Here is a 13,788-nt window from a genome sequence, read left to right on the forward strand (position 1 = left end):
GTGGACAAGGAAGGGGAGTTAATCTATGCATTCAGAAAGTACAAGATATACCATTCCATCAGGAGACCATCTAGTAACGCTTCGCAATCGCAAGCGTATGGATATGACATCTGTAAAGGAAATTGAACGTTTTGACCAAGAGGAATTTTTTGTTAGAACATCACAGGGGCATTTACTTATTCGTGGTGAAGAGCTACGCATTGTACATTTAGATGTAGACAAGGGGCTGCTTACGTTAGAAGGTATGGTGAAGACGGTCCAATACGATGAGGAAGAATCCGGACTGTCAAAGAGTTTACTGCATAAATTATTCGGCTAATGTCTGCACAATTAGTTAGTACGTTTGTCATGTTTGCAGCCGGCATAATGGTAGGTGCGATCATTGACTGCATCCGATATATGACAGCATTGTTACCTAGAAAATCAATTTTTTCCAAACTAGCTTATATGATTGAGCTAACAGCTTGGCTCATGTTAGGAGCCATTACGTTCTATTTTTTATTTGTCATTAAGGGCGGTGAGTGGCGAGCAATCGATCCACTTGCCCAAATTGTTGGAATCATTTCATATGATTTATTTTTCCAACCGATATTTCGATTTATCGGAAGGCTTTTTGTGACCATCATCATAAAGCCTATTTTCTTTCTCATTCGTTTAGTTATAAAACTCATTTACGGCATCATTTATATATTTGTCAGAATATTAACGGTTTTAGCGACACCTATTATTAAAATCTATAAAACTTCTAAAAAACGGGTTTTACTCTATAAAGTAAATAAGTATAATAAATAGTAACAAATGTAGAAGCAATGGGGGTGAACGGCGTGGCACAGCGTCAACAACAAGAACAAGTACATAGAGGCACTGTTAAAACGTTAGATAATGACTATGTCCGCTCCAACGCAAATCTCGCAAAGCAACAACAAATGAGGCACCGTCAAAAAGTATTAAGTCGTAGAAGACTAGCAGTGTTTACGGTACTTGCTACAGCTGTATGTGTGGCATTAGTAAGCATGATGATGAACCAGAATACACGTTTAGCAGAAAAAGAAGCACAAAAAATAGAAGTACAAGCACAATTAACCGCAGTAAAAGAGCAACAGGACATGTTAAAACTACAAATTGCCAAACTAGAAGATGATGAGTATATTGCAAAGTTGGCACGTAAAGAATATTTCTTATCAGAAGAAGGAGAAATTATTTTTACGATTCCGAAGGACAATGACGAAAAAGAAGAAGACAAGCAGTAGGTGAGAAGGCAGACACGTTATATGCGTCGTTTGCCTTTTTTAGGTGGTTAAAATCTTAGGGTGATTTATAAAGTTGAACGGATTTGTCGTTTTATGGCGAGAGAGTCTTGTTGACACTTATAGTTAGTCCGATATAATAAAGGGGAAACCATAAAGTAGTTTCGTGATATATTAGGACTGATAGAGTCTTTTAAAATTTAAGGAGGAGCATTTTTTTTATGTCAATTGAAGTAGGCAGCAAAGTACAAGGTAAAGTAACAGGAATCACAAATTTTGGAGCATTCGTTGAGCTGCCAGATGGCAAAACGGGTTTAGTGCACATCAGTGAAGTAGCAGACAACTATGTGAAGGATATCAACGAGCATCTGAAAGTAGGAGATGAAGTTGAAGTAAAAGTGATGAATGTTGAAGCGGATGGTAAGATTGGCCTTTCGATCCGTAAAGCGAAGCCCCAAGCTGAGCGACCAGAGCGTCCGCAGCGTCCTCGTCGAGAAAACAATCGTTCAAACGAGCGAAATGATCGTCAACCAAAAGAAAATTTCGAACAAAAAATGGCGCGTTTCTTAAAAGATAGCGATGAACGTTTAACTACATTAAAACGTGCAACAGAATCAAAACGTGGCGGCCGTGGAGCACGTAGAGGGTAATTTGCTGGCTGTTTTAATTACAGAAAAAGTGCGCTATAAAGTAAAAAACAGTTTGTGTACAAAGTACACAAACTGTTTTTTATATGGAACGATTTATTTTTAAAAAGGACAGAAGTAATGCTTCAATCCTGTTTTTGCTGCGATATAAGGAGCTTTACTAATCCAATTAATGTAATAATCCCAATAATTAAACCAACAACTAACAGTAAAATTTGGAACATTACAGGGGTTTTAGTTAAGTAAAAGCCCAGTAAAATAAATAATGCACTCGCAGCACAAAGCGCAGACAATATACGGAAATCTTTAATCATAATAGCCCTCCTAACTAATATCTTAATCCACTTTGGTAGCGAAAAAAAGACTAATGCTTATTAGTAACAAGGACTGTAAATGCCATATAGAAAAAATCTATTCTAAAATTTCAGTACCTAGGCGCTTTTGAACAGTTAACCGGTGTGGATTGACAAAGTTGTACAGTCTCCCATTACAATAACGGTTTACTATGAAATGCTAGGAGAACCGGAATCTTGGGAATACGATGATCAATTCAAATTGCTGAAGGAAGAAAAACAAGAAGTGTTGCCAAACAGTGGACAGACAATGGTACAAAGTTCATATATCCGGTTTAATACAAATACCGAGAGAATAGACCAGATTACGCTTATACCGTTTTACGTTTCTGGATATGAAGGCAATCAAAAAACAGATGTTTATGAGGTATTATTAACTGAACAGGCAATTGAGATTGAATTAAACTAATCATATTTCAAAAGGCTTCTTAGTTTTAAAACGATGGAAGTCTTTTCTGTTTAATCTATCCTATTTCTTTAAAAATATATTGTGATTGGCTATATAAATCAACTTAAAACTGTGTACATTGCAAAAAGTCGCTGTATCCAGTCCCCCCGGTACGAGCAAACCTTGGTGTATCCGAGCCAAAGCCCATAGTAAACGGTCAAAAAGTTACCGTATCCGAGCAAAATATCCCTGTATCCAGTCGAAAGCTCGCAAGATGTAGGCTGATTTTTAAAGTCCGTCGTTTTTGAGAGGATATGTATTTATTTAGCACAAACCTAAAGTTTTCGTCGAACAATTTTTTCTTACGCCCTTTATAAAAAGACAAAATTCATTTCTTGACTTTTTTATAATAAACCTTATATAAAGGGGGTTGGAAAGTGGTTACAATTCAAGATTTGCGTCAATTATCGAGTGGACAAAGCGAACTATTTACGGGGAATGAAAAGCGAATCATGTTCTTGTTACAGCTGACTTTTTTGGGGGTGAGCTTTTTTTTAGCAAGAGCCGTCTTTTTTGAAGCAGCCGTTCCATTTTTGGTTCCGTTTTGGGCTATCGTTAGTCTCCGCTATCGCCACCTGAAATGGCCAACATTAATCGGTGGGCTTACCGGAGCACTCACGTTAGGGTTGGGACAACTTGTTATTATTTTTCTTCAATTATGCACATTTCAATTTTTAAAGAGACTAATTAAGTTCCCATTGCCCATCCTCGTCATGCTTGCTACTCTACTTGTTCAAATTGCTTGGCAAGGGGGCGTTTATGGCGGATGGCCACCTCTACTTGTCCAATTTTATGTTGGTTGTGAAGCTGTATTAGCCATGGTTATGATGATTTTTTTACAGCTTACATTATTGCCACCACATCGCTTTTGGACATCAGAATGGACGTATGAACGGGCTGGTGCGGCATTTTTTATTCTGGCTGCCATGCTAACAGGGATGTCATCGTTTACATTATCTATCTTTAATATAGCGATTATTTGTTTACATTTAGTCATTTGTATTGCTGCTTTTGTTGGGGGCGTTACATTATCGACGATTGTTGCCACTATTTTAGGGACAATTGTAGGGATGGCACATTTGTCATTTACGGGGATGCTTGCCTTATATGCGTTGACAGGTGTGTTTGCAGGGAGCAGTGTGCAACTTGGACGATTTGGCATTGCACTAGGCAGTATTTTACCAAGTGTCTTTTTCTTCTTTTACGATGCAACGCTACCGCTAGATATTGTATACTTCGTGTCTATTAGTATCGCTACACTACTATCTTTACTGATTAATCGTTCTGTACTGGAGAAGTTACGTGCGCTTTTTTACCCAAAAAGAGATGAAGTATTGCTGAAGCGGCAAGAATGGTTAACAAATCATATGACGCAAACCATTGAACAATTCCAGCAATTTGTCTTTTTTATGAAGGATCTTGTGTTTGATCGATTTACTGAACAATCGATTGCCCCTAAAAAGATCCAACCGTGCAATATATGCCAAGATTGTTTTCGGCATGATCGCTGTTGGGGAGAGAAACAAGATATGGCTGAAAAAATTGCACAATATTATCGGGGAAAAACATCGCAAAATCCTATTGCGATAGCACAGGCAGAGGAAATTCTACGGTTAAGATGTATTAAGTCGGATAAGCTTTTACAAGAACTTGAGTATTTATTATATAACGAACAAATGAATAATCAGCTTTTTCATGGGAAGAAAATGATTGCGCTACAGTTGCAAGATGTGAGCCATCATCTGAATCGTTTGCTACAACAAATGCAAGGGGAGTCTGTATCATTTGAATCGTTAGAATGTGAACTGTTAGAACGACTCCAAAGTGCACAGTTAAACTGTTTTCAAATTGATGTTTTATCCAATGAAGTAGGACAACGACGTATTGTTTGTTCCGTTACGATGAAAAATATGGACCAAGCGACAGAGTTAAGTGAGCGTATCATTTTGCCGATTTTATATGAACGATTCGCTGAGCCTTTTTATGTGGAACGTATTACGTATAAAGAAATGCCATTTCCTTATGTAGAAGTACGTGCAAGGTCATCTGTACGATTCTCCATGGAGCAAGGGATTTATAGCCGAGCAAAACACAATACTTCAGGCGATGCGCATGAACTTTTCCCTATTCATGACGGACTAATGGCTGTTATGCTATCGGATGGAATGGGAAAAGATCAGCGTGCACGAAAAGAGAGCGATACGCTTATTCGCATGCTTCGTGAATGTTTAACGTATAATATGGACCCAGAGACCGCCATGCACACGATTCACTACGTGATGTCGTTAAAGCATGACCGTGATCTCTATGCAACCATTGATTTTGCACTAATCGATTTACAGCATGGTTCGCTTTGGTCGTGGAAAGCGGGAGGGATTGCAACGTATGTATTGCGTGGTGATGATGTGTTAAAAATTGAAGGGAATGCAGCACCAGTTGGACTAATGCCGACATTTTCAATTGAAACAGAGACGATACGTTTAAAAGCCGATGATATTGTCATCATGGCATCAGATGGCTTATTTGATGGCGCACTTCATTGGCACGAGCAAGAGCGTCATTTTTTCCAACTATTAAAGAAAAAAAATAAACAACAATTGGCAACAGATGTGTTATTGTACGATGTAATGGAACAATATAAGCAGGCTTATGATATTCAGGATGATTGTACAGTTATTGCATGCAAAATAAAACATATTAACCCTAAATGGTCTGTCTTAAATTTAGTGTAATGATGTGAGAAGGTGAGAAGATGAGAGCATTTGAGCAAAATATTTTGCAGTTTATTGAGAGCGAGCAGCTTATCAACAAGGGGAATCGCCTGCTCATCGCTTGTTCAGGGGGCGTCGATTCCATGGCGCTCCTAACTTTTTTTGATAAATATCAAAAAAAGTTAGAGGTTGAAATATTTGTCGCTCATGTTGATCATCTGTTGCGTGGCGAGCAATCGGCAGGTGACCGACTATTTGTCGAGCAATTTTGCCAAGATAGACAAATTCCATGTTTTAGTACGGCTATCCCTATTCCGGCTATTTTGGAAGAGCAAGGTGGAAATTCACAAGCAGTTTGCCGCAAGGAGCGCTATGCATTTTTGGCCGCTGTAATGAAAGAGCAGGCCATTGATACGCTAGTGACTGCTCATCATGCAGATGACCAATTAGAATCGATATTGATGGCACTTGCAAAGGCTGGAACGATTACAAGTATGCAAGGAATCCATGCCAAGCGTCCATTTATAGAAGGAATGATAATTCGTCCATTTTTAACGGTTACAAAAGACGAAATAAGGGGATATTTACAAAAGAGTGGTGTAGATTTTCGTGAGGATGCAAGTAACGCAAAAGATGATTACACAAGAAATCGGTTCCGTCACCATGTTGTGCCATTTTTAAAGGCTGAAAATGAATTCGTTGCCCAACACGCAACACAATTTTCATTGCAACTAATACAAGATGATACGTATTTACAACAGCTTGCCCATCAAACATTTAATCGTTTAGTTACAAGAAAAAGTGATCGTTGTTATGAAGTTGAAATTAATGCGTTTTTAAACGAACCACTTGCTTTACAAAGAAGGCTCATTTTAATACTATTAAACTATCTTGATAACGATACAGACACGTCTCAAAGTCATACGTTATGCACACTCATTTTAAAGCTATTTCAAACACAAAATGGAAGCGCTATGATGAACTTACCGAGAGGATGTATAGTAAGCAGGCAATATGGGAAAATACTTTTCTTAAAAAAGCAAGAAGTTGTTCCAGTTATTTCCGGGGAGCTTGTATTAAATGAATGGAATGAAAGAGCAGGGATTCGGTTTTACATAGGAGAATTTGCTCACTTAACTTCGCCGTTAAGTAAAGACGCAGAAATCTATTACGTGAGCGCAGAAACACTATTTCTTCCGATACATACAAGAACCCGTGAAGAGGGAGATCGTATACAGCTATCAGGCATGGATGCGCCAAAACGCCTATCGAGACTCTTCATAGATGAAAAAGTACCGCTTACTAAGCGAGATGAGTGGCCACTGCTTGTCGATTATAAGGGGGAGATACTGGCGGTAATCGGCTTGCGGGTAAGTAATAAATTTTCTAGAACAAGGCGTGCGGGGGATGACTATGTATTCATTTGTGAAACAAAGACAGACTAGGGTGTTTGAACAATCTTGAGGAGGAATCAATAATGATTCAAAATGATATTGAAAAAATTGTAATTACAGAGGAACAGATTCAGGCACGTATTCAGGAGCTAGGTGCGGAATTAACAGAAATTTATAAAGACGAATTCCCCCTCGCTATCGGTGTGTTAAAAGGTGCAATGCCGTTTATGACAGACTTAATGAAACGTTTCGACTCTTATATTGAAGTTGACTTTATGGATGTCTCAAGCTATGGAAACGCAACTGTATCTTCTGGTGAAGTAAAGATTTTAAAGGATTTAAATACAAGTGTAGAAGGTCGTGATGTCATCATTATTGAAGATATTATCGATAGCGGTTTAACACTAAGCTACCTTGTCGATTTATTTAAATATCGTAAAGCGAAATCGATTCGTATTGTAACGCTTTTAGATAAGCCGTCTGGTCGTAAAGTAAATTTAAAGGCTGACCTAGTTGGCTTTGAAGTGCCAGATGGATTTGTAGTAGGTTATGGATTAGATTATGCAGAAAAGTATCGTAATTTGCCTTACATCGGTATTTTAAAACGAGAAGTTTACTCTTTTTAAATAACAATTGTGTAACGATTTCGACAAAAATCATGTGAAACATATTTTAAGCAGTGCTTTTCGTTGTATGTAGAAAACATCGTATGTTAAGATTTTACTTATAGTTTTTCTGTAATGTTGTGAGGAGGCTGGGGATGAATCGAATATTTCGATACACCATATTTTATTTGTTAATTTTTCTCGTGATCATCGGGATTTTTGGCACATTTAATGGGGGCAATAAGCCAACTGAAGAGCTGACGTATCATGAGTTTTTAAAAGCTTTGGATGCTAGTACGATCCAAGAGGTAGTAATACAACCCGATAGTGGTGTATACGTTGTAGAAGGTGTTATGAAAGGGGCTGAAGAGGGGGAAACGTTTACAGTTAACCTTCCTCAAAATAACCAAGCATTAATGGATCGCCTAACAGATTTACAAAAGGCATATCCAGATGTACATTGGGAGCAAGCGCCTGAAACAAGTGGATGGGTAAGCTTCTTTACAGGTATTATCCCATTCATTATTATCATTATTTTGTTCTTCTTCTTGTTGAGTCAATCACAAGGTGGAGGCAATAAAGTGATGAACTTTGGTAAATCGAAAGCCAAGCTTTACGATGACCAAAAGAAAAAAGTACGCTTTACAGATGTAGCAGGCGCTGATGAAGAAAAAGCAGAGCTTGTGGAAGTAGTAGAGTTCTTAAAAGACCACCGTAAATTTACTGAAATTGGTGCTCGTATTCCAAAAGGTATTTTACTAGTAGGTCCTCCAGGTACGGGTAAAACATTACTTGCTCGTGCAGTAGCTGGGGAAGCGGGCGTACCATTCTTCTCGATTTCAGGTTCTGACTTCGTAGAAATGTTCGTCGGTGTTGGTGCATCACGTGTTCGTGACTTATTCGAAAACGCGAAGAAAAATGCACCGTGTATTATCTTCATTGACGAAATTGATGCAGTAGGTCGTCAACGTGGAGCAGGTCTTGGTGGCGGTCACGATGAGCGTGAGCAAACATTAAACCAATTACTAGTTGAGATGGATGGTTTCGGTGCAAATGAAGGGATTATTATCATTGCAGCGACAAACCGCCCTGATATTCTAGACAAAGCATTATTACGTCCTGGTCGTTTTGACCGTCAAATTACAGTAGGTCATCCTGATGTAAAAGGTCGTGAAGCAATTCTTAAAGTGCATGCACGTAACAAGCCGTTATCAGATACAGTTGATTTAGGTGCCGTAGCACAACGTACACCTGGCTTCTCAGGTGCCGATTTAGAAAACTTATTAAACGAAGCAGCACTTGTTGCCGCTCGTAAAAATAAGAAAACAATTGACATGGTAGACATTGATGAAGCTTCTGACCGCGTCATTGCTGGTCCAGCAAAAGCGAGCCGTGTATATTCGAACAAAGAGAAAAAATTAGTGTCCTTCCATGAAGCAGGTCACGTAGTGGTTGGCTTGACTCTTGATGAAGCGGACACTGTGCATAAAGTAACGATCGTACCACGTGGTCAAGCAGGCGGTTATGCGATTATGTTACCGAAGGAAGAACGTTTCTTCACGACAAAACAAGAGTTATTAGACCGCATTGCAGGACTTCTTGGTGGTCGTGTAGCAGAAGAAATTGTGCTTGGAGAAGTATCAACAGGTGCGCATAACGACTTCCAAAAAGTAACGAATATTGCGCGTGCAATGGTTACAGAATATGGTATGAGTGAAAACCTTGGTGCGATTCAGTTTGGTTCTGGTTCGGGCGGTAATGTGTTCTTAGGGCGCGATTTCAACTCGGATCAAAACTACTCAGATAAAATTGCGTATGAAATCGATAAAGAAATGCAAAAAATTATCGATACGCAATATGAGCGTACACGTCAAATTCTGACAGAGAAACGTGAATTATTAGATTTAATCGCCAACACATTAATGGTGAAAGAAACATTAAACGCTGAAGAAATCGAACATTTACGTGACAAAGGTACATTGCCAGAAAGCTCAATCCAAGCAATGGATGAGGCGAAAGAACGCAAAGAACAAGAAAAGGCAGAGGCTGAGCCTACAGTTGAAGTAGCTGGTACACCAACAATCAATAATGATATTCTTGGTAAAAAATCAGATCCAACAGTAGCGGACTTGCCAAAAGAAGAGCCGTCTTCAGAACGTCCAAAAGGCATCGATGAAGATCGCGGATAAGTAATAAAATAAAGAGAACAAAGCAACTAATTGCTTTGTTCTCTTTTTGTTTTTCAGAAAAAAAATTAATTACTTACCTGCTGGATATCCGTATCAGAAGGGACATCATCGCTACTTATTTTAGCCGAGACATGTCTTTCTAAATATTAGCTAAACATAGAATGTCCACCGTTTACGGATAATACTTGTCCTGTGATCCAATTAGCTGCGTCACTTAGTAAAAAGGTAACTGCACCCGTCACATCTTCTGCTGTCCCTAAACGTTGTAATGGATAGCGCTTTAACACTTGCTTTTGAACGTCAGGAGAAAAATGTAAATCACCTTGATCGAGTAAGCCAATAGAAATTGTGTTGCATTGGATTTGATAACGACCGACTTCTTGTGCTAGAGACTTCATCAAGCTAAGTGCACCACTTCTGGCTGCAGCAGAAATAATGAGTTTGCGGTCTCCCGTACGAGCAGAATCACCGATTAATGTTATAAACTTACCTTTATTCATTTCCTTCATCTGTGGTAAAAATACATAGGCTAAATGGATAACACCGTTTAAACATACATCTAGCTCGTGCTGCCATTCATACGGCTTATAGTCAAAAAATGATTTCATTTGTGTAAATGCAGCATTATTTATGACAGCTGTCACAGGTCCAAGAGAGGCTGTAATCTCTTGTTGTAGCCGTTGAACATCCTCTAAACGGCCAATGTTTGCTTGGAAACTTACCGCTTTACCGCCTGATGTGATGATCTGTCTTACTGTTTCTTGTGCTTTTTTTTTTGAATGGTGATAGTGAACTGCAACGGTAGCGCCTTGAGCGGCTACTTGTAAAGCGATAGCACGTCCAACACGATCAGATGCACCTGTGACTAAAATAACTTGTTCCATTGCTCATCCCTCCTTAAGAAAACAGGAGTCACAAAGCGTGACCCCTGTCATTTCTATACCATGGCTAAGCCACCGTTGACTGATAGTGTTTGTCCTGTAATATAATCTGCTTCAGTGGATGCTAAGAACGCTACAGCGTTGGCGATATCTTCTGGCTGCGCTAAGCGGCGGAATGGAATTGCCTTTACTAATGCTTCTGTAATGCCTGCGTTATACTCACTGATTTCCTTAAATAGTGGTGTATCAGCTGGACCAGGTGCGATACAGTTTACATTAATTTTATGACGAGCCATTTCACGTGCAAGTGTTTTCGTCAATGCAATAATACCGCCTTTTGCAGCGGAATATACGGCTTCACCACTTGAGCCAACACGTCCTGAGTCAGATGCCACATTGACCACTTTGCCAAAGCCATTTTCAATCATGAGCGGTAAAATCGTTTTACATGTGTGAATTTGCCCCATTAAGTTGATATTGATGATTGTCTCCCATGTAGCTGGTTCACTTTTTAAAAAGGGCTCAATTTTATCCCAGCCGGCATTGTTAACTAACACATCGATTTTACCAAACTGTTCTACCGATTTACTTACGGCTTCTTCTACACTTTCTAACTTTGTCACATCACAGTAAATAGCAACGGCCTGTCCTTGCTGTTCTTTAATGAGAGATACGGTCTGTTCCGCATTCTCCTCGTTAATATCGGTTACAATTATGTCAAAATTTTTGGCTGCTAGTGTGAGTGCAATTTGGCGTCCGATGCCACTGCCAGCCCCTGTTATGAATGCTACTTGATTTGTCATGTCCTAACTCCTCCTTATGAGAGTGGTGCCTGTTGAGCGACCATTTCACGTAATTTGAACTTTTGAATTTTTCCACTCGCTGTACGAGGGAGGTCTTCTAGTAATTCTAGATGTTCAGGCCAATATTGTTTGGCGACCCCTTTTTGTTGTAAAAAGGCTTGCATCGTTTCCATTGTTAACGGTGTTGTGTTAGGTTTCATGCATATGAAGGCACATGCTTTTTCTTGAAGACGTGGGTCTGGCATCGCTACAAGTTGCGCTGCAAATACATCTGGATGTTCATATAAAATATTTTCAATATAGGCAACAGGGATGTTTTCACCACCACGAATAATAATATCTTTATTACGACCAGAGATACGAATATAGCCATCTTCGTCCATAACGGCACGGTCTCCCGTAATGAACCAGCCATCTTTAAACTCGTCTTGGGTAACGTCTAATTGGTTTAAGTAGCCAACGAATAGGGCAGGACCTTTGCATAATAGGTTTCCTTCTACATTTGGTGGTACTTCATTGAAATCTGTATCAACGACTTTTACCTCCATGCTAGGAAGGGCCACTCCGTCTGTATTCGTTAGCTTATCTTCTGAATCGTCGAGCTTAGTAAGCGTCACAAGACCATTTTCTGTTTGCCCCCAACCAGATAAAATACGAAATTTTACCATTTCCTTTGCTTGTTTGACAAGTACTCGTGGAATAGGAGCACCTAATGCAAGGAAAGCGCGGAATGAAGAAAGGTCATAATCTTTCATATAAGGCGACTGCACGGTATCTTGTAAAAATGGTGTTGCGCCTGCTGTAAACGTAATTTTTTCTTTTTCAATGAGTTGTAAAAATTCTTGAGGGTTCCAAATATCTTGATAAACGGCTGTACCAGCATAATGAGTTGGTAGGCGTACGCCATAACCGAAGCCTGTTTGATGTGCGAATGTAGAAGCCATAAAGAGCACATCATCACTCGTTAAACGTAAACGTTCAATCCAAAAGTTTGTAGAGACACAAAGGGTATTATGCGTATGCATCACACCTTTTGGGTTACCTGTTGTACCTGAAGTAAAAATAATTTCTGTTACATCATCTGGATGATGCTCAATTGTGTCTAGAAGTGCAACATCCAATTGTTCCTCCCACGGTGTATTAAACAAGAAATCAATAGATTGCATATTTGTGGAAACACTGTTACCGATGACAAGTATATGCTTTACAAATGGCCATTGATGGCGTAAATTCTCATACATATTGACATAATTGAAGTCGCGGAATGTATCTGGAATAATAATAACTTTTGATTCTACGGCCCCAATCATATAGCCAACTTCACGTTCACGATAAATAGGGATTAAAGGGTTCGTAATAGCACCAATCCGTGTAATGGCGTAATGTAAAATGATAAACTCGTTCCAGTTAGGTAGCTGTAATGACACTACATCGCCTTTTTCTACGCCTAATTGTTGTAGACCGAGTGCTACACGATCAACCATTTTTGCGAGCTCTTGATAGGTATAGCGACTTTTGCGATCGATAATAGCGACTTTGTCTGGGTGTTTTCCTACAGCATCATATAAATAATCGATTATCGTTTTTTGTGGCCAAATAGATTGGTACTTTTCCACATAATCCTCCGTTAACATCGTTTGCAGTTGCTTCATTCAAAACACCTCCTATTCTATACACGGAATTTATTGAAATCGACTGGACGCTTTTCTAAAAAGGCTTCTTTCCCTTCATTTGATTCCTCGGTATTATAGAACATGGCTAAGCTACCCATAGCAAGCTGTGAAATGCCTTGAATATTAGCGCTATCTGCATTAAATGAATATTTCAGCATTTTTAAAGCAGTTGGGCTCTTTTCAAGTAGTTTTTGTGCCCATTCATCAGCAGCCTCCATTAATTGTGCTGCTGGGACAATTTTATTAACTAAGCCCATTTCTTTGCATTCTTGTGCTGTATATTGCTCGCATAAATACCAAATTTCACGTGCTTTTTTCTCTCCAACGATGCGGGCTAAGTAAGCAGAGCCAAACCCTGCATCGTAGCTTCCTACTTTCGGTCCGCTTTGTCCGAATTTTGCAGTGTCCGCTGCAATGGTTAAATCACAAATCACGTGTAAAACATGCCCACCACCAATCGCATAACCATTTACTGCGGCGATAACGGGTTTTGGTATATTGCGAATGACTTGGTGTAGTGCTTCAATTTCTAAGCCAATGCCGCCACCTAATCCGCCGTTGTGGTTATAACCACCTTCTAAGCCTTTTGACTTTTGATCTCCACCTACACAAAATGCTTTTTCACCTGAGCCTGTTAAAATGACAACCCCAATGCGATTATCATCCCAAGCGTCACGAAATGCCCAAATGAGTTGTTGTACTGTTTCTCCGCGAAATGCGTTATACACTTCTGGACGATTAATCGTAATTGTCGCAATACCATCTTCTTTTTTGTATAAAATATCAGTTAGTTCTAATGGTTGGTGAGTACCAACTAGTGGATTTACAATTTCCATG

Annotated in this window: 14 protein-coding genes; 9 read left to right on the plus strand and 5 right to left on the minus strand. The window is 39.3% G+C overall.

Annotated elements, in window-relative coordinates; translation table 11 throughout:
• The first annotated feature begins 25 nt into the window (after window positions 1-25).
• The 4 genes from yabP to ACQQ2I_RS00450 all read left to right on the plus strand — a co-directional run bounded on the left by yabP (window position 26) and on the right by ACQQ2I_RS00450 (window position 1,897).
• Window positions 26-319, plus strand: coding sequence for a sporulation protein YabP (yabP, locus tag ACQQ2I_RS00435; protein ID WP_391375777.1), 294 nt, complete (start codon window positions 26-28; stop codon window positions 317-319).
• Entirely contained in the window at window positions 319-792 is a 474-nt protein-coding gene (yabQ, locus tag ACQQ2I_RS00440; RefSeq protein ID WP_431028598.1) for a spore cortex biosynthesis protein YabQ, read from the plus strand. The genes yabP and yabQ overlap by 1 nt, the downstream gene beginning before the upstream one ends.
• Window positions 793-824: 32 nt before the next feature.
• A complete protein-coding gene (locus ACQQ2I_RS00445; protein WP_431028599.1) occupies window positions 825-1,250 on the plus strand; it encodes an FtsB family cell division protein in 426 nt (141 codons plus the stop codon).
• A 218-nt stretch (window positions 1,251-1,468) separates the two neighbouring features.
• Window positions 1,469-1,897 (plus strand): S1 domain-containing RNA-binding protein, encoded by a 429-nt coding sequence (locus ACQQ2I_RS00450; protein ID WP_391375769.1) that lies wholly within the window; start codon window positions 1,469-1,471, stop codon window positions 1,895-1,897.
• A gap of 122 nt (window positions 1,898-2,019) precedes the next feature.
• Here ACQQ2I_RS00450 and ACQQ2I_RS00455 read toward each other — a convergent pair whose 3' ends face one another.
• Entirely contained in the window at window positions 2,020-2,208 is a 189-nt protein-coding gene (locus tag ACQQ2I_RS00455; RefSeq protein WP_431028600.1) for a hypothetical protein, read from the minus strand.
• 142 nt (window positions 2,209-2,350) lie between these two features.
• Here ACQQ2I_RS00455 and ACQQ2I_RS00460 point away from each other — a divergent pair, with 142 nt between their 5' ends.
• The 5 genes from ACQQ2I_RS00460 (at window position 2,351) to ftsH (ending at window position 9,594) form a co-directional block, all read left to right on the plus strand.
• Entirely contained in the window at window positions 2,351-2,656 is a 306-nt protein-coding gene (locus ACQQ2I_RS00460) for a hypothetical protein (protein ID WP_431028601.1), read from the plus strand.
• A 416-nt stretch (window positions 2,657-3,072) separates the two neighbouring features.
• Window positions 3,073-5,427: a SpoIIE family protein phosphatase gene (locus ACQQ2I_RS00465; protein ID WP_431028602.1), complete on the plus strand. Its 2,355-nt coding sequence runs from the start codon at window positions 3,073-3,075 to the stop codon at window positions 5,425-5,427.
• A gap of 20 nt (window positions 5,428-5,447) precedes the next feature.
• Complete coding sequence (gene tilS / locus ACQQ2I_RS00470; protein WP_431028603.1) at window positions 5,448-6,851, plus strand: tRNA lysidine(34) synthetase TilS; 1,404 nt, start codon at window positions 5,448-5,450, stop codon at window positions 6,849-6,851.
• Window positions 6,852-6,883: 32 nt separating this feature from the next.
• On the plus strand, window positions 6,884-7,426 hold the full coding sequence (gene hpt, locus ACQQ2I_RS00475) for a hypoxanthine phosphoribosyltransferase (RefSeq protein WP_391375757.1): 543 nt from the start codon (window positions 6,884-6,886) through the stop codon (window positions 7,424-7,426).
• Window positions 7,427-7,560: 134 nt separating this feature from the next.
• Window positions 7,561-9,594 carry an ATP-dependent zinc metalloprotease FtsH gene (gene ftsH / locus ACQQ2I_RS00480; protein WP_431028604.1) on the plus strand — a complete coding sequence of 678 codons (2,034 nt, stop codon included), beginning with the start codon at window positions 7,561-7,563 and terminating at the stop codon, window positions 9,592-9,594.
• Between the two features lie 146 nt (window positions 9,595-9,740).
• Here ftsH and ACQQ2I_RS00485 read toward each other — a convergent pair whose 3' ends face one another.
• Genes ACQQ2I_RS00485 through menB form a run of 4 tightly spaced genes read right to left on the minus strand, consistent with a single transcriptional unit; the run spans window position 9,741 to window position 13,787 of the window.
• Window positions 9,741-10,478 (minus strand): SDR family NAD(P)-dependent oxidoreductase, encoded by a 738-nt coding sequence (locus tag ACQQ2I_RS00485; protein WP_431028605.1) that lies wholly within the window; start codon window positions 10,476-10,478, stop codon window positions 9,741-9,743.
• 53 nt (window positions 10,479-10,531) lie between these two features.
• On the minus strand, window positions 10,532-11,278 hold the full coding sequence (locus ACQQ2I_RS00490; protein WP_431028606.1) for an SDR family NAD(P)-dependent oxidoreductase: 747 nt from the start codon (window positions 11,276-11,278) through the stop codon (window positions 10,532-10,534).
• A 14-nt stretch (window positions 11,279-11,292) separates the two neighbouring features.
• Window positions 11,293-12,930, minus strand: a complete 1,638-nt coding sequence (locus ACQQ2I_RS00495; protein WP_431028607.1) for an AMP-binding protein — start codon at window positions 12,928-12,930, stop codon at window positions 11,293-11,295.
• Window positions 12,931-12,947: 17 nt separating this feature from the next.
• Window positions 12,948-13,787 (minus strand): 1,4-dihydroxy-2-naphthoyl-CoA synthase, encoded by an 840-nt coding sequence (gene menB / locus ACQQ2I_RS00500; protein ID WP_431028608.1) that lies wholly within the window; start codon window positions 13,785-13,787, stop codon window positions 12,948-12,950.
• Between the last annotated feature and the right edge of the window lies 1 nt (window position 13,788).

It is taken from the genome of Lysinibacillus sp. LZ02, assembly GCF_050613145.1.
In the GTDB taxonomy this organism is placed as follows: domain Bacteria; phylum Bacillota; class Bacilli; order Bacillales_A; family Planococcaceae; genus Lysinibacillus_B.